This is a genomic window from Enterococcus sp. 5B3_DIV0040, from assembly GCF_002140755.1.
GTDB classification, from domain to species: Bacteria; Bacillota; Bacilli; order Lactobacillales; family Enterococcaceae; genus Enterococcus_D; species Enterococcus_D casseliflavus.
In genome coordinates this window covers 925,950-942,774 of sequence record NZ_NGLC01000002.1, presented here as the reverse complement: position 1 = coordinate 942,774, position 16,825 = coordinate 925,950, and the positions used below count along the sequence as shown (strand labels likewise).

Sequence of the window (16,825 nt, the reverse complement as noted above, 5' to 3'; positions counted from 1 at the left end):
TTTTGAATAAGTATTACATTCTAGTATAAAGTTTCACTTAGCTTCTTACAAGGACTTAAGGGAGATTTTGCATTCGATACATGCAAATAATTGTTAGCTATCATTGCAATGTGTTCCTCATTGCTCACTACTATTCCTAGTAATCAAGAAAAATAGTAGAAAAATTCCTTCTGAAACAAGTTTTATTGCTTTTCTTGATTCATTCAGCCAAAAGGGTTTGAAGGACTTTTTCAATACGCTTCACTTGTTTTTCATTGAAGTGGGACAGCCATTCTTGATCCGCAAGTAAACGCTGAATCTCTTGCTGAAGGTCTTTGTATCGACTGGCTTCCTGGATGTTTTCAGTCATCTTCAAGAAATTACTAATTTTTTCTCCTTTAGGCAGCAGTACATACTCTTGCTTGATCCCTTCAAACTTGTCTTCATGATCAATCACCAAAAGTTGAGTGATCAAATCATGAGCGATCCACCGATGATAGGAGTTTTTATGGGTATGCAATGCCCAGATCCGTTCCCATTCATCATAAATCAGCTAAGGGTTTTTAACGGCTACTTCTTTAATGATCAAATAACTATTAAAATACTCATTGATATGATTTTGACCATCAACGATATTCTCCACTAGCCTCTCTCTTACCTTTCGATCATCGATCGCCGTTTGCACAAACGGTTGGGGATCAAACGATGTTGTCTGAAAATGACGCGCGATTTCTTGGTAGTCCATGCTTTCACCTTCTTTAAAAATTATAAGATTATTTTTCATGTTTGAACCTATATATGTATTTTAACAGAATTCAAGTACGAAAAAGACTACCTAAATGCTTCTTCCCCTCTTTCTGGTATTCCTCCTATTATTCATGTGAAAAATAAAAACGATCAGAATCATTCTCTGATCGTTTTTACTTTATTACGTTTTATCTTTTCGGATTAGCTTCGAGCAATCGTCAAAACGTATTGATCTCCCTGCTCACAACAATCTTTTTGGTGAACTTGAACTTGTGCGCTAAATATCACTTTTATTGCTTTAGGTACTTTAAGCTGACAAGTGACAATCTTCTCGGATTTTTGCCAAGAAGTGGTGATCATCCCATGTATGGATCGATAGCTTCCCTTAACAAAATGTAAATCCTCTGGCACATAAGGGGAGAAGAACAAGCAGTCAGTACCTTCACTGTCCTCTGTTACTTTCAGTCCTAGTAGATTTGTGACAAACCAGCTGCCATATGATGAGAACATTGCATGGTTCAGCGAAGAACCCGGCATCGCTTCAAAGTATTCGCTCAATACACCCCTGTTTTGCTGAATCATATTGAAAAAGCTCGGGTGTTTTTTTCTAGTTAACCAACGATAAATCAACTGTGGTTGATCTGAAAAAATTTCATATGACCATGCCATGCCAAAAATACCGCAAGTAATAAGCGAATCCGCTGCTTGAATCTGAGCTGCCAAACGTTCGATAAACACAACTTCATCTTTTACTAAACCAGCTTTTAATGCAAAGACGGACGAAGAGTGGCTGCCACTTTGAAAAGTACCATCAGGATTTTTGAACTCCTCATTGATCTGCGCCTCCGATTGAGCGATTCTTTCATTCAGCTGTTCATTTTGTTCCGATGATAAGGCTAATTTAGGCGACAATAATCGATACTTCTTCAATAAAATCAAGTACATTGCAGCAGAACAAAATTCTCGATCAGGTGGTGTTTCTTTACCGTTGATTATCTTAGTCTCTAAAGCACCCCAATCGCCAAGGCAGCATTGCTTGATATAGTCATAACTAAAGCTTAGCAAGTAATTCAAGTGCTGTTTCAACCCATCTCGAATAGGCGTTGTTAAGAAGTGAGTCCCATAATATTTGATCAATTTGATCGCTATTTCTGGTAAGACCAACTGCCATCCCAAAGACCCAGCTTTATCACTTGGTCCATAGGTCTGAATCCCCATATAAGGTGCTGTTTGCGTGATTCCACCGATTATCGTCTGGTCGTAGAGAAAATCAGCCAATACTTTTCTCAGCAGATTTTCGGAATCAAATAACGTAAGCTGTGACTCCAACAAGGCTGCGATATCCCCACCATAACCTAAACGTTCCCGCGCGCAATCTTCATAATAGGAATGGATATTGTTTTTTTTCGTCTGAACATGTGCCTCAAAAAGCTGATTCAATGATTCATCTGAAGAATCGAATGTTGTGATTTGACTCATTTCTGTATAAGTCGGAAATGCTTCGATTTTCTCGATCTCGAAAGAAGCACCTCTTTTTTCATAGATGGAAACATAACGAAAAGAATGATACGTAAACTGATTCTCGAAAATAGTCACACCCACACTTGTCGTAAATTGATCCTTTTGAATCACAGGATCTTCCGCAGCAATCTTCATCTCAGGATCATCTACCCCATACGTACTGGTTGTCGTTGTAGAATAGTCCAATTCATTCGATTCGGTTATTTTTTCGGCATATTCGATACAAATCTGCTGGTTATCTGCCCTAACAGCCAATCTGATTTGACCCGAAATAATCCGACCGAAATCGATCAAGTAATGATTGTCCTGTTTCACAATCGATTTGGGTGTAAGTCCAGATTCTCGTTTGATTTTCTCAATAAAACTAGGAGTAAGTATTCCACCGGGACCAGGTATTTCAACTGTCGTCAAGTCAACTTTTCGGCATTCGTGTGCAGCCATGAAGCGACCGCTAAAATCTCTTATTTCCCCTATATAAAGATTATCAAACACGAGATTTGTCGCCGATGCTTGCCAACTGCTATCAGAGCATAAGCACTCAGTAATCGTTCCATTTTGATATTGACTTACTTGGCAAATCATCATCGGTTTGCCGACTGCTAGACGATGACGCATATTGTATTTCCCTAAAAGTTTCAATGGGGCTGCTGTATACCAACCATTTCCTAAAAACACTTGAATTAGATTTTGACCCTGATGTAAAAAATCGTTGATTTTATACGTGTCGTAATATACACAAGCCGAATAATTGGTTACATCAGAATTTAAAAAATAATCATTGATTTTCTTGTTATTAATATAAACGTCATAATACCCAAGCCCTGCGATATCTAAAAAGGTATCTGCCTGTTTATTCTTGATCACCAGTTGTCTTTCAAAACAGATATTGCCTCGTGGACGATAAAAGGTATGTTCTTTTTCAATCGGATCATCTAAGCGTGTGATCCAAGAAGCTGTTTCTAATTGTCCATTAGCTGAATAAAACACTGTCGCCGCTCTTACTATTGACTCAGCGGTCTCTTCTGACAAATCCAGAAGCTGAACAACAAATTTTTTCCGTTTTTTACCACATATGGACAATTTTAAGTATCGAAACACTTCGTCACTACCTACGGCTGATCGATATATCTGTTTGTTTTCGTGATAGATGATCAGTTCTGCGTTTTGTAAGTCGATATCAAGTGCTGCCCAATCAATTTTAATCGGCTGTTCAAGATCCACCGACCAGTTATTTTCTTTGCCGTTGACACGCATTGTTTCCATAGAACCTTCCCTCTCTTACTGCTGACATTCACTAGCAGCCGTTGTTGATTATGCCAAAATTCCTAGCAGAGAAAGTGCTACCCCAGCAACCATGATAGCAATAATAATGCGAACGGCATTTTTTGCACTCTTTCTCTTTAGAAGATAGTAAATTCCGATAGTCAACAGGAATGGAAACAAGTTCGGCATGATGCCATCAAGCATTTCTTGAACATTGATCGTTGATTCTCCTACTGTGTATTCAATTGCAGTGTTGATTCGAACGGTTGTGACGATCAACGAGCCCACGACCATCATACCTACGACATTCCCCATTGTTGAAAGACGTCTCAAAATGTTGTTGCCGTCTTTCCCCGTTAAAAGAGCCGAGCCTTTTTCATAACCAAGCATCAATCCTTTGTATTTGATGGGCCAAATAGTTAAGGAGAATAAAACAAAGAATAAGATCGGACCAATTGGATTGCCTTCAATCGCTAACCCTGATGCAATACTCATATAAATCGGAACAACAGTCATTGCTAACAAACTATCCCCTAACCCGGCAAACGGACCCATCAGTCCCGTTCTAACCGCAATAACTGACTCCTTTTGGGTCTCCGGTGTCTGTTCTTCCATCGCCATTGTAATCCCTAAAATAGGACCATAAACATATGGGTTAGTGTTGAAAAATTCCAGATGCCGACGAATCGCTGCCACACGTTCCTCTTTAGGCTTATCCCCGTATAGCCGTTTCAACGTTGGAACGATCGAATAATATGCACCTAATGCCTGCATCCGCTCGAAGTTGCTTGTCGCCATCAACAAATTTGATCGAAAAAATGATTTTCTTAGTTCTGATTTGATCACGTCATCTTGTTGTACTTTGTTCGTCATAGATCATAGTCCCCCTCACTTCTTTCTACATTGACTGCTTCTTTTTCATTTTTATTGATAATCAAGTCGTACAACGCTGCTAAACTAATCCCAATCAATGAGATGGCAATGGTCCCTAACCCTAAATAAGCGGAGAAAACAAAGCCCAATAGCAAAAAGATCCACATGTTTTTCCCCATCATCATCATAAGTAGCATTCCCATCCCCACAACAGGAATAATCCCCGCTGCGACAGTCAAGCCGTCAAACACTTGCTCCGGTATGAAATCAAGAACAGATTCCACCGCTGGTCCACCAAAGTATGATGCCAAAAAGACCGGTACCGCTCCAGCAACAAAACTCAACGGAATCCCCAAATAGTTATAGCGTGCTACTTTGTCAAAATCACCCGTTTCAACGGCTTTATCCGCTTGATGGAGGAAGAAAATATTGACTGTATTCGTCAACATAATAATTTGCTGACACAACAATGCCGTAGGAACAGCAACTGCTAAACCTGTAGCCAAGCCTCCTCCAGTCATACTTGCAATTGCCACCCCAATGATTGCACCTGTCGCTTCATTCGGTGGTACATAAGCCCCAATCGCCGCATTAGCAAGCCACATCATCTGCAACGTTCCACTGATCACTAACCCTGTCGTTACATCCCCCATAATCAGACCTGCAACAGATCCTGCTAGGATTGCTTTCGGGGTACCTGTCCATAAGGTTCTTTCATCAACCGTACAAATCCCTGCCCAAATCGCCAACATTAAACACTGTATCAACATGATTATTTTTCACTCCTTTCAATCTCTTTTAAGGTGATGATTTTATCCGAAGGAATCATCTGAATTTCTACAGCGACTCCTTTTTTTTGTATAAGTTGAAGGGCTTTCAATTCATCTTCGGATAAAGAAACAGCTTTGGTATATTGCTTTCTGCCCGGTTTGTTTTTCATCCCACCAACATTCAACGTATCAAAGGCAACTTCTCCTGTACAAAGACTGAGTGCATCAATCGAATTGGTCAGCAGAATCAACGTTCTACGTTTGATCGTCGTCTTGTGGTAGACCTCGATAAACTTATCTATACCAAATGTTTTCACTAAAACATCCTGCGGTGCCATCATGTCAAAAACTGATTTTTGAACAGGGTCATTTACAATATCATCATTAACAATCAAAATTTGCTCAATTTTTTTCTGTTTGACCCAAGTCGTCACTACCTGTCCATGGATCAACCGATCATCGATTCTAACTAGTTCAATAGCCACTTTATAATTCCTCCTCTTCTTTTGCCGTTGCTTCTAGTGGTGCCACTTCGATTTTCTTAAAAATCAACGGCAGCACTTGCTTTATACTATCTTCGAACTTCACAAATGACTGATTACGATTATTAGCAATCTCCAATAAGACCGCTAAATTCAATCCAGAATAGGCGATAAAGTTTTCCTGTTGATGATTTAATAAAATAATTGCTGCAGCATTACTAGGAGTGCCGCCATAAATATCACTTAAAATCAGCAAACCGTCCTCGGTATTTAATTTCTCGATCTTTGCCTCCATCACCTCGACAAATCCAGAAAGATCAGTACCTGGTTCTAAAGCTACTGCTTCGATATTTTCTACCGTTCCCAAAATCATTTTCAAGCTGTTCAATGCCTCTTGAGCAAATTTCCCATGGCTTGCTAATAAGACGCCTATTTTGTTTTCCATATCCTCGCTCCTTTCACTTTTCTTTATGCAATTTGCGTGCCAACTTTTTTATTTACTGAAATAATAGGCTTTCCCACAGATAATAAGACACATCCCATACACATAATTGTTCACTTTTATAAAAATGTTTCGCTGCGATACGCTTCAATACACATGAGACGATCCAACAATGCATGAGAGACACATCCCTTTAGGAAGGAGTATTGCTTTTACGAAGATTATCGGTATAGTTAGACATGAGGTGAACGATTGATGAAACGAATAGATAAAATATATGCTTTTTGTTTAGAAGTAACCGCCGATTTGACGCGATCAGATTTAGTAAAACAACCTGATGTTGGAATCACCGCAATGTTTGTGGCAAAGCAATTAGGACTGATGCGAAACAATGTCTCGGCTGATCTAAATGCATTAGTAAAAGAAGACAAACTGATCAAAATCACAGGAAAACCTACTCGTTTTCTCTGCAAGCGTAGCCTTGAGAAGCTCTTTTCTTTGCGATATATTCCATTGCAAACGATTTCTAGCATTGAGGAGATCGTCGCTTTGTCAAAAAGTAAATCATCAGACCGACCATTCGAGACACTGATTGGTGCTCATAAAAGCTTAGCACCCGTTATTCAATTAGCCGAAGCCGCAATCAATTATCCTCCGAGAGGATTACATACGATGATCTTGGGTGAATCAGGAACTGGAAAAAGCCTACTGGCTGAAAAAATGTACGAGCATGGTAAAAAAGAAGGGGTGTTTTCTCAAGAAGCACAGTTTGTCACCTTAAATTGTGCGGATTATTCCACCAACCCGCAACTGCTACTGGGACAGCTATTTGGAAGTAAGAAAGGCGCTTATACTGGGGCTGAAGCAGATAAAAAAGGCTTGATTGAGATTGCAGATAACGGTGTATTATTCCTTGATGAAGTCCATCGATTGCCTCCTGAAGGTCAAGAGATGCTATTCCAATATATTGATAAAGGCAGTTACTATAAACTAGGAGAAACGCAAGATAAAACGTATGCGTCTGCACTCTTGATCATTGCCACTACTGAACCACCTAATTCTGTTTTGTTGGATACCTTTAAACGACGTATTCCAGTTTCCATTCAGATGCCTAGTTTGAACAATCGTGATCTTTCAGAACGCCTGGAACTTATTTTTCATCTCTATGACCGTGAAAGTAAAAAAATCAACGCTCAGATCACTGTTGATGGAAAAGCCGTTGCCTCCTTATTGACCTACACGCCAATTGGAAACATCGGACAACTGAAAAGCGATATCCAGCTGTCCGTAGCCCGAGGGCTTTTAGAAAAGAAAAAGACACAGGCTGAAAAAGTCTTGATTACCCAAGAGTTCTTCCCACCTTCAGTCATGTCTGCTTTTATTTCGACCACTCAAAAAGAAAAAAAGATCATCAACACATTGATCGACCGAGAAGCTTTTATTTTCGGGAGTGAATCTTTCTTGCATGAACCTATTGAAGGTGACTATGATTTTCTGGAATTTTTCCAAGAAAAGAAAGACGGCTACTCAATCACCAAAGCATTTAATGATTACAGTCAAAAAATCGCTAAGCAACGGCTGATGAACGAACAGTTCACTTTCCTTTTGAATGAAGACATAAAAAATATCATGTTGATCGTTTCCGATATTTTGTATGAAGAATGTGACATTATCATAAGTGACACTATCAGTACTGCCTTTGCTTTGTACATGTACAGTCGCTCTGCAGAAGGAAAAGCACCGACTTTGGATCTGAGCAAAAAAATCGCTGATAAAAAAGTGACGAATGCACTGAGAAGGATCATACGAAAGCTAGAAAACCAATATTCACTCTTCTTCTCTGAAGATGACATTCTTGTTCTATCGGAAATAATTACATCGATAAAAAACAACGAAAAACAAACTAGCGATTTTGGTATACTCGTTTGTGCACATGGTGACCGAGTGGCGACTGAATTAAGCCATACGATCAATCAGCTTTTAGGTAAAGAGATTATAGTACCGATTGATATGCCACTTCAGGCTGCCCCAAAAGAAGTCTATGATAAAATCAAGCAATTGATTGTGGAACTAGACTATGAAAACTGTTTATTGTTTGTCGATATGGGCTCCATGACTGGGATTGAAGGACAAATCAAAGAAGAAACCGGTAAGAACTTATTTATTCTTGAACGAATCGATACTCTGTTACTGCTTGAAGCCGCAAAAAACAAAGAATTACTTTCAATGGAACTGGCTTTGACCGCAATGTCACTGGCTGATTTGGAGAAAAAAAGAAGCCACGGTATTCAGCAAAAAATCAATCAATACTTTGGTATCAAAAAGCGAAAAGTCATTTATACTGTTTGCCGTACTGGTGAAGGAACTGCCAAATTTTTAGAAACAAATTTAAAGAGCAGCTTTCAGAATTTCGGTATTTACGACGTGGATATCAAACCGATCAGTGGCAATGATGCACGATCCGTCACCGAATTCATTGATAAACATAACGATTACGAAATTCTCGCAATGGTCGGTACATTAGATCCTAAAATTGCCTTTATCCCTTTCATCTCCTTGCAAGAAATCATCTTAAACAATGGTCTGCACAAGCTAATCAAACTTGCTGGTGGTGTATTAAAAAAAGAGCAAACTGCTACGTCAGAGCTTTACACACGTGATATCGTCATTGACATGGGGATCGAATCCGTAGACAAATACCTCTACTTGCTTTCGGGTTTTAAACTAAAAGACACTTTAAAGTCTTTGGTCGTCCAATTAGAAACAGCTTTTGGCATGACTTTTTCCAATTCGATCATCTTAAACACATTGGTCCATACGGCTTATTTGATTGAACGTTTGTTACTAAAAGGGAATGAATTGGCTTATCCCGATACAAACAAACATGATGAAACTACATTAAGATCAATCAAAACGGCACTAACAGAAATTGAAAAACAGTTTATGATCACGATTTCTGACGATGAATGTTATTTCCTATTGGATATCATTTTGGAAAAATAATGAACGCCATCACTACTTGGTAAAATAAAAAAGGCAAACCTACAAACAGGTTTGCCTTTGTTTTCTACATTCTTCAAAAACTATTTCACGCATAGCTGCGAGATGCTGGATCACGCGTCCTTTCTCCGAATACCTCGGTCGGTAGGCATTTTGATCCATTGTTCGGGTGGACGTTTTCTGATTTTTTTTGGTGCAAACATCAGTTGAACCGTTCTCTTGACAAAGTTATTTCGGTATACGTTTTCCATAACTTGCACGCCCTTTTCAATTGAATTAGGAAGTGGTAACGCCGGTCGTTCTTCCTACCTTTATTATAAGCGTGAAGACGGGACAAAACAAACAATATAGCTGGAAATTTCCAGCTTTCTTTCCCTCAACTTTGTAGTCGATTGCTCGGTAAATTGGTACGATCCATTGAATAATATTCAACTAGCCATCGTATATTTATTGAAAACCCAAATGAAAAATTACAGAAAAAGTTGATTTCCACTCGAATAAATAGCCGAAAGGCCGAGTTTTTGAATGAAAAATCGTTTCACTTTACTTTTTCTTAAATTTTAATTATTATTCTTTTGAAATAAGATTAATGAAGGAGATAAAAACATGGAAAAATACCAAGTGTTCCCTGGTCAAAACTATCAGGCAAATGTTATTGGCTTTACCGGTTTACAAGAAGTTAGTGTGATTCATGTTTACGAAAATACTGCGACTGTTCTAATCAAAGAAACAGCTGAAACAGGTGTTGCGAAATTATGTAATTTTCTAGTGGGTGCAACACAATTAGTTAGTTGATGCTTTGTAATTAATCAAAACATGATGGAGCAATTTGCCATCCAGCATGTTGTAGGAAATCGCTCCAGAGATACTCGTCTGTGAGATTGCCTTTTTCCTATTCATCAATTACAGTAGTATTTTTATTTATCTACTCAATATCTCTCTACTTTATATATAAATAGTGTTAGAATGAACAAAAGGAAACGTATCAGGCTTCCCCCAAGAGAATCTTCCCCAAGTACTCTTGTCTGGTACGTTTCCTATTTTTGTGGCGAAAAAGCCACAGACCAATGGTAGCCCTTTACTCTGTGAAAAGCAAGCATTCAAAATTGATTTTTTCTTTATTTTTTTATTTTCCTTCCTCAAATTCCCTTTAAAAAGCAGGCAAAAACCCACCTCTCGACGAAAAGGTGGGTTTTTTTATAACGATGATTATTCACGAATAATAAGTTCGTAAGGCAGAATGATCTGCTCTTGTTTTCTTTCTTGAAACAAGCGAAAGGCTTCTTTGCCGCATTGATCCAGATGAAACTCAACGGAAGAAAAGTGCAGCATATGACTGATGAGCAGGTTTTCTTGCCCAATCACGATGGGTGCTGTCCCGTGGGAGTATTGATTTAAGATCATCGCTGCGATCTCGTCCCCATTTGTGATCACCCCATCGATTCCTCGTTCCTTAAAAAATGCAGCTGCGGGAATCCCATCTTGTGCTTTGATACAATCCCAATAAATATCTGCTTCAGAAAAATTAGGAAACAGCTCCTTGGCTTTTGCAATCGTGTTGACTGAATTGCAGCTGAGGCGTTTGCTACGCCCGAGCGTCAGTCCCAAGCGTTTTACACCTTGTTCTTTCAAATACTTGATACTGGCTGTCACAGAGCCGACCAAGTCGATCGCAACGAAAGGAACGGCAGTACCGGTCGAATTTTCACAAAAAACAATCGGTCCTTTTTCCATGTAGGGATAAAATGTCTCGATATGATTTGCGCGGGTGATGACGATCAAGCCGTCAAATCCCTTTGCAGCGAATTCTTCTAGATATTCTAGCTCCAGCTTCCGATCAAAATTGGTCGGAAGCAACGTCACCTTGTATTTTTGGGCAAAGGCTTCTTCCATGATGCCATTTAAAATTCCATCAAAGAAGGCGTGATTGACAAACGGTACGATGACTCCAATATTATAGGTTTTCCCCGAGCTAAGTTTTTGGGCGATTTTATTCGGTTTGTAATCCAGTTCTTCGATCACCGCCAAAATCGCTGCTCGCTTTTGCTCATCAACATAAGGATGGCCATTGATCACACGAGAGACCGTCGTGATCGAAAAACCAGTAATTTTTGCTATATCGCGAATCGTTGCCATTTCTTTCATTCCTATCTGATTGTTTTGCTCGTGACCTAAGTCTACCATAGAAAATTAGTTGTTCCACTTTCGACAATTTTCTGAAAAGGTCTCTTGATTGATTGTACGGTATGAAACGAGTTTCATAGCAAGACTTAGTTAGACTCCTTGAAAAGAAATTTATTTAAAATCAAAAACTGACTGCCTAGCAGGCTGCAAACGCTGCTTAAGCAATCAGTTTTTCTATTATTTACTGAATCATTTCTTTTGATAAACTTTTACGTTTCTTCGTATATCTTCGCATCAGCAGCTCGATGCCCTTATCCGCAAAGCGTTGCATGTAGGCGGAAAAATTCAACAAGGCAATCAAGAGAATGAGGTTGAGATAGCTGGTATTGCCTAGGTTAAAGAGGTCGCGACCGACGATCAAAGCAGCAAAGTACAAGATCTGAGTGCTGAAAAAAATCATCGTTCGATAGCTGTTGATCGCTGGATAGACTTTTTTCTGGATCAAGCGATAGTTCCAAGCAGTAAAAATAATGCTCATGATCGATAGAGCTTTACTGCTGCTGTTGAACCAATAACCAAAGTTGATGATCAGCAAAGTTCCTACCGTAATCGTCAAGGCTGTTGGAAAAGCATTTTTGAAAATCGTCGTCATAAAGTCCCCTTTGATCCGATTGAAGTCTGGTTCAAAGTTTAAAAAGAAGGTCGGAATGCCGACAAAGCAGGCATTAATGATCGTTAATTGGATCGGCTCAAAAGGATAGGTCGTTCCTGATAACAACGTCCCCATGGTGATCATGATGGAAAATAAGACTTGCACTAGCACCAATGAACCTGAGCGGGTAATGTTATTGATCACTCGGCGGCCTTCATCCATGACCGATGGCAAAGCATCAAATTGATTTTCCAAAAGAACCAGATTTGACACTTGACGCGCAGCATCAACACCAGAAGCCATTGCGATCGAGCAGTCGGCTTCTTTCAGCGCCAAAACATCGTTGACGCCATCGCCAGTCATTGCGACGGTATGCCCTTGTTCTTTCAAGTAGAGCACCATTTCTTTCTTTTGTTGCGGCGTCACTCGACCAAAAATCTGATAGTTGCTGACAGCTTCTTTTAATTCGGTCGCAGTTAATTTTGACACATCGATAAAATCAGCAGCCCCTGGTAGATTGACTTTTTTCGCGATTTGACTGACTGTCACTGGATCATCGCCAGAGATGATCTTGCATTGGATTGCCTGTGAACGAAAATACTCCAAGGTTTCCTTGGCATCTTCACGAATCGTGTCTGACAGTAAATAAAAGCCCAGCGGTTCAATATCCGTCGGCAGTCCTGCCTCCTCATAGCCTTGCGTACTGTGAGCCAAAACGATCACTCGGTAGCCTTCTTCTGCCAGCTGCCTTTCCTGTTTTAAGACAGCTTCATGGTTGGTTCCCAGTAAAATCGACGCAGCTCCGATAAAATAAGTGCCTTGTCCTTCAAACGTGACGCAACTGAATTTACGATCTGATGAAAAAGGGACGACTTGCTGCATCTGGTACGTCGTTTTTTCTGGGAAAAAGGTTCGCAGCGCCATTGCCGTTGGATTCTGATCGGGCAGCTGCGCCATTAAGTTACCAGTGATTTCTGCCAACGGTGTTTCTGAATGAAAGGAAATCGTCTTTTCCACCGTCATCTTGCCTTCGGTGATCGTGCCCGTTTTATCTAAGCAAAGAACATCGACCCGTGCCAAGGCATCAATGCAGTTCAATTCCTGCACCATCACTTTTTTGCGCGCCAGATAGACAGCACTGATGGTCAACGTGACACTCGTCAATAAAAACAAACCTTCGGGGAACATTCCCACAGCTGCCGCCACCGTCCGTAAGATGGCAGTATTGAAAGTTGCATGAGAGAAATAGAACTGTTTAACGAACAAGAGGGTACATAATGGGACCAAAATCAGACTGATCCAACGAATGATTTTGTTTAAACTGCCTTGGATCAAGTATTTTTGTCGTTTGATGGTTTTGGCTTCTTTGTTGATTTTTGCGATATAGTTGTCAGCGCCTACGTGGATCACTTGGCATAACGCTTCGCCAGCAGTGATAAAACTGCCAGAAAACAACTCGTCTGCTGGCTGCTTGTAGATCGTATCCATTTCACCAGTCAGCAAGGATTCATTGACTTCTAAAGATCCTTGAATGACTTTGGCATCCGTCGGCACTTGATCCCCGCTTTTCAGTCGTAACACATCATCCATTACGAGTTTGTGGATCGGCAAGTTCTCCAGCTTGCCATCCCGATAAACATCGGCTTTGGCAACTTTTAGCAATGCCAGCTTATCCAGCGTTCGTTTGGAACGAACTTCTTGAAAGAGATTGATGATCACATTGCTGAAGACAACAAAGACGAACAAGCCGTTTTGATAAGAACCCGTCAAACAGACGAGAAAGAATAGGACACAGTTGATCAAATTGAAAAAGGTAAAGATATTGGTAAAAAGTATTTTCGGGTACGTATTCGTCGTATCCTTTTTTGTCTTATTGACTTGACCGCGTTGCACCCGTGCCTTGACTTCTCCTGACGTCAAGCCAATGGTTTGGTTGTTTTCGATGATCCTCACCCTTTCTATTCTTAGTCATTTACTTTTATTTTGCTGAATATTCAGCAAACTTGCATCAGACTTGGGAATGGTTTTGTGTTTTTTCTATAAAACCAATTGGCGTCGATTGCGTAAGATACGCCATCGACTCCTCGCTTTTTTTCTGTAAAAAAACAAGTACTGTTTAAAATATAGCATACCCTTTTACGAATTGGCGTTTCATTTTTGTCACCTTCGCGTCACTTTAGGAATTAAAATAACAGTTTATTTCTTAACCTGAACCGACTAGACAATAAGCTAGCATAGACTTTCCAGGTGATTTCTTGCGATGACACAAAACAAAAAAACAGCTGATCTTCACAGATCAACTGTTTAACAATTCTTTAAGTTAGCTGTTCCCTCAGTTGCTAAAAAACGCTCAACCAGCTTGCTTCTTTTATTGATCAATGCAGTGCTTCCTTTTTCCATTTTCGGATTTTCGTTCGGAAATTGGTAAAGGGTGCTACTGTATTGATATGGATCCATTTATAGACTGGCCACTGTGCTTTGGTGGTTGCCCAATCCCGCTGCCTTGCTTCAAACAATTCCTGATCGGATAAACCCTCGATCCACTGGCAAAGGGCCGTCACTTTTTGGTCTAAGAGCTCTTGTTGCTGTGCTAAGGTCAAACTGCCGTATGTCTGATAAAAAGATTGATACAATCCGCCAAGGTTGTTCCATTTGTACCCTTCAGCAGGTGTGTGAACGCTCATCCCTTGCTGTTCCTGTGCTTCCCATGACAATAACAAACTGACCCAGCCGATTTGGTAAGACAAGTTTTCTGAAGGGGTCTTGTCGACACTTGCTATCCGTTGATTTCGCAAGGCTTCAGGAATTTCATCAAATTCTTGGCGAAATTTTTGGTAACGTTCTGTGATCTCTTGGATCAGCGCTGCTTTGCTTTCATACTGCCTCATTGTTTGTCCTCCTATTCAGGAAAATAGCTGCTCTTTGTCGCTTTCAGCAATGGCGATAAAAATCGTTACTTCGCCGTCTGGCGCATACTGTTCAAAATCAAAGGAATACCTGCGCTGCAGCTGCTGGTTTTCTTCCTCAGACCAGATTTGACGCCAAGTAGTCAAAATGCCCTGCGCATCGCGCCGATCGATCGGATACTTTTTCCAAGTATATTTTTCTGTATCAAAGTCTGCTTGCTCCGTTTCTTCGAAACAAAGCGAAACGGCATAGTCTCCTTGATAGTTTGACTCATACTCGTGGTAAACGCAAGCGATGACCGTTCCTTTTTCTGCGGCTTTCTTGACCGCCTCGCTGTTTTTCTCCCATAAGCCAGTGATTTTTGCTTGAATCGCTGGATCAGTAAAATTATTGGTTCTTTCCGTTGCCATTATCGAAAATTTCATTGGAGTTCCTCCTTCTTTGTCTTTATGATACGATAGAAACCTAGACACCTTGTGTCAGTGTTTTATCATCTTTTTATAAAAGGAGTAAACCAAGTGAGCACGACACGCCTATTCGGCCTTATCTACCACCTGTTGAATCATGAAAAAGCAACCACTTCTGAATTAGCCAAACAATTTGAAGTCTCGACTCGCACCATCACCAGAGATATCAATACCCTAAGCAGTATTGGCGTGCCCATCTATACCGAAACGGGTCGAAATGGCGGCGTTTATCTGTTAAGCAGTTTTGTGTTGGATAAAGTGTTATTATCAGAGGAAGAACGGAAAAACCTGCTTTTGGCGTTGAAAGGGATTCGCCAGCTGACGCCACAGATCAGTGGGCAATCGCTGGCAAAACTGCAATCCTTGTTTAAGCAGCCCGATGCTGATTGGCTAGAAGTGGATTTTTCCACTTGGCATCGGCGAGAAAACGGCAACGACACGTTTGATTTATTAAAAAAGAGTATTTTAACAAACCACGTGATCACCTTTGACTATATCAGTAAACAGGGACTGCAAAAACGCATCTGCCAGCCTTATAAACTGCTTTTTCGCTCGCAAGCTTGGTATCTGCAAGCCTTCGACCAGCAAAAGAATGCCTTTCGGACATTTAAAATCAGCCGCATGAGTCAAGTCCACGTCACTGACCAGCATTTTTTCCCAGTCACTGCGCCTGATTCTGCCATTGAGTTGACTGTTGACACCTATCCTGCGCGTCTATTCTTTCAAGCCGACGTTCTTTATCGGGTATATGATGAGTTCGATCATCAGGATATTACTTTGACGGAGGAAGGCACTGCTGTGGTTACCGTTGATTTGCCCGAGGAAAGCTGGGTAGTGCCCTATTTGTTCTCTTTTGGAAAAAGCCTACGCATTTTAAGTCCCCCTCGACTAAAGAATCGTTACCAAGAAGAAGTTGCTGCGATTTATGCCAATTTGTCCAAGAACGAGGGTGTAAACTGATTTTTCATAAAAAGGATCCCTATTGAAAGGAGTGTTTGATTTGAAAAAAGTGATCGTACAGTATGGCGGGGTTTCGCTAAACCGCCTTTGCCAGCAGTTGGAAGAAAATCAGATTCACTTAAACGCGTATGCCAACCAGCTCTTGCACCATCCCCAGCTCTCCCTCAGTGCCGATAAACAGCGTGCTGCTTGTGTGATTGTTCCCCTTAAAGAACTGGGACTCCCCCAAGGCGGCTCTTTGACGGAGATTTTTGCAGCTGCGCCTTCTTATGGATTGACTTGTTGTACCTTGGAAATGGCCTTACACTTTCGTCTTAGCTATCGCCAACTGGCAAATAGTACCGGACTGAAATCCCAAGGAAAAGCGCCAGCTGCCGCAATCACGATCGCTTCTGTGCCTTTGGAAAAAACCGACGATTTCCCCAAAGGATTCTACGTTCGCCGCATCGATGGGGTTGACTGGCTACGAGGCTATACTTGCGATGCACGACACCAGTTTGCACCGGATGACCTGTTTTTGTTTCAACGACGAGACCCGCTGTCAGAGCGTCTCAACTGAAGGGGAAACAAACCGTTTCATATCAAATGTCCTTGTTTCTCATTGCCTACAATCATTCTGTAGGTTAAGAAGAGCCGAA

13 protein-coding genes and 1 pseudogene are annotated in these 16,825 nt (G+C 40.7%); 4 read left to right on the top strand and 10 right to left on the bottom strand.

Annotated features, from left to right (window positions below; genetic code table 11):
• Positions 1 to 199 precede the first annotated feature (199 nt).
• The 6 genes and pseudogenes from A5883_RS19740 to A5883_RS16870 form a co-directional block, all read right to left on the bottom strand.
• Positions 200 to 724, bottom strand: a pseudogene (locus A5883_RS19740) (hypothetical protein).
• Positions 725 to 927: 203 nt separating this feature from the next.
• The gene (locus A5883_RS16890) at positions 928 to 3,510 is read right to left on the bottom strand and encodes a family 78 glycoside hydrolase catalytic domain (protein ID WP_086339115.1); all 2,583 of its coding nucleotides are present in this window, start codon (positions 3,508 to 3,510) and stop codon (positions 928 to 930) included.
• Between the two features lie 48 nt (positions 3,511 to 3,558).
• On the bottom strand, positions 3,559 to 4,383 hold the full coding sequence (locus tag A5883_RS16885; protein ID WP_074536577.1) for a PTS system mannose/fructose/sorbose family transporter subunit IID: 825 nt from the start codon (positions 4,381 to 4,383) through the stop codon (positions 3,559 to 3,561).
• Complete coding sequence (locus tag A5883_RS16880) at positions 4,380 to 5,153, bottom strand: PTS mannose/fructose/sorbose/N-acetylgalactosamine transporter subunit IIC (protein WP_086339114.1); 774 nt, start codon at positions 5,151 to 5,153, stop codon at positions 4,380 to 4,382. Before A5883_RS16880 ends, A5883_RS16885 begins: the two co-directional genes overlap by 4 nt.
• A 2-nt stretch (positions 5,154 to 5,155) precedes the next feature.
• Complete coding sequence (locus tag A5883_RS16875) at positions 5,156 to 5,638, bottom strand: PTS system mannose/fructose/N-acetylgalactosamine-transporter subunit IIB (RefSeq protein WP_086339113.1); 483 nt, start codon at positions 5,636 to 5,638, stop codon at positions 5,156 to 5,158.
• Between the two features lies 1 nt (position 5,639).
• The gene (locus A5883_RS16870) at positions 5,640 to 6,080 is read right to left on the bottom strand and encodes a PTS sugar transporter subunit IIA (protein WP_086339112.1); all 441 of its coding nucleotides are present in this window, start codon (positions 6,078 to 6,080) and stop codon (positions 5,640 to 5,642) included.
• A gap of 252 nt (positions 6,081 to 6,332) precedes the next feature.
• Between A5883_RS16870 and A5883_RS16865 the strand changes: the two genes are divergently transcribed.
• Complete coding sequence (locus tag A5883_RS16865; RefSeq protein WP_086339111.1) at positions 6,333 to 9,080, top strand: sigma 54-interacting transcriptional regulator; 2,748 nt, start codon at positions 6,333 to 6,335, stop codon at positions 9,078 to 9,080.
• A gap of 603 nt (positions 9,081 to 9,683) precedes the next feature.
• Positions 9,684 to 9,872, top strand: a complete 189-nt coding sequence (locus A5883_RS16860) for a hypothetical protein (RefSeq protein ID WP_005227564.1) — start codon at positions 9,684 to 9,686, stop codon at positions 9,870 to 9,872.
• 414 nt (positions 9,873 to 10,286) lie between these two features.
• Here A5883_RS16860 and A5883_RS16855 read toward each other — a convergent pair whose 3' ends face one another.
• From A5883_RS16855 to A5883_RS16840, 4 genes are all read right to left on the bottom strand, one after another.
• The gene (locus A5883_RS16855; protein ID WP_176324019.1) at positions 10,287 to 11,213 is read right to left on the bottom strand and encodes a LacI family DNA-binding transcriptional regulator; all 927 of its coding nucleotides are present in this window, start codon (positions 11,211 to 11,213) and stop codon (positions 10,287 to 10,289) included.
• A gap of 229 nt (positions 11,214 to 11,442) precedes the next feature.
• Positions 11,443 to 13,806 (bottom strand): HAD-IC family P-type ATPase, encoded by a 2,364-nt coding sequence (locus A5883_RS16850; RefSeq protein WP_086293993.1) that lies wholly within the window; start codon positions 13,804 to 13,806, stop codon positions 11,443 to 11,445.
• 422 nt (positions 13,807 to 14,228) lie between these two features.
• Positions 14,229 to 14,741, bottom strand: a complete 513-nt coding sequence (locus tag A5883_RS16845; RefSeq protein ID WP_015508975.1) for a ClbS/DfsB family four-helix bundle protein — start codon at positions 14,739 to 14,741, stop codon at positions 14,229 to 14,231.
• A gap of 15 nt (positions 14,742 to 14,756) precedes the next feature.
• Positions 14,757 to 15,185: an effector binding domain-containing protein gene (locus A5883_RS16840; RefSeq protein WP_015508974.1), complete on the bottom strand. Its 429-nt coding sequence runs from the start codon at positions 15,183 to 15,185 to the stop codon at positions 14,757 to 14,759.
• A gap of 93 nt (positions 15,186 to 15,278) precedes the next feature.
• Between A5883_RS16840 and A5883_RS16835 the strand changes: the two genes are divergently transcribed.
• Positions 15,279 to 16,187, top strand: coding sequence for a helix-turn-helix transcriptional regulator (locus A5883_RS16835; RefSeq protein WP_015508973.1), 909 nt, complete (start codon positions 15,279 to 15,281; stop codon positions 16,185 to 16,187).
• Between the two features lie 40 nt (positions 16,188 to 16,227).
• Entirely contained in the window at positions 16,228 to 16,746 is a 519-nt protein-coding gene (locus tag A5883_RS16830; RefSeq protein ID WP_086339110.1) for a helicase, read from the top strand.
• Positions 16,747 to 16,825: the final 79 nt, after the last annotated feature.

What these genes read in the sequence shown, in the direction of transcription:
- A5883_RS16890 (WP_086339115.1), bottom strand. Translation starts at nt 3,510, where the DNA reads ATGGAAACAATGCGTGTCAACGGCAAAGAAAATAACTGGTCGGTGGAT.
- A5883_RS16885 (WP_074536577.1), bottom strand. Translation starts at nt 4,383, where the DNA reads ATGACGAACAAAGTACAACAAGATGACGTGATCAAATCAGAACTAAGA.
- A5883_RS16880 (WP_086339114.1), bottom strand. Translation starts at nt 5,153, where the DNA reads ATGTTGATACAGTGTTTAATGTTGGCGATTTGGGCAGGGATTTGTACG.
- A5883_RS16870 (WP_086339112.1), bottom strand. Translation starts at nt 6,080, where the DNA reads ATGGAAAACAAAATAGGCGTCTTATTAGCAAGCCATGGGAAATTTGCT.
- A5883_RS16865 (WP_086339111.1), top strand. Translation starts at nt 6,333, where the DNA reads ATGAAACGAATAGATAAAATATATGCTTTTTGTTTAGAAGTAACCGCC.
- A5883_RS16860 (WP_005227564.1), top strand. Translation starts at nt 9,684, where the DNA reads ATGGAAAAATACCAAGTGTTCCCTGGTCAAAACTATCAGGCAAATGTT.
- A5883_RS16855 (WP_176324019.1), bottom strand. Translation starts at nt 11,213, where the DNA reads ATGGCAACGATTCGCGATATAGCAAAAATTACTGGTTTTTCGATCACG.
- A5883_RS16845 (WP_015508975.1), bottom strand. Translation starts at nt 14,741, where the DNA reads ATGAGGCAGTATGAAAGCAAAGCAGCGCTGATCCAAGAGATCACAGAA.
- A5883_RS16840 (WP_015508974.1), bottom strand. Translation starts at nt 15,185, where the DNA reads ATGAAATTTTCGATAATGGCAACGGAAAGAACCAATAATTTTACTGAT.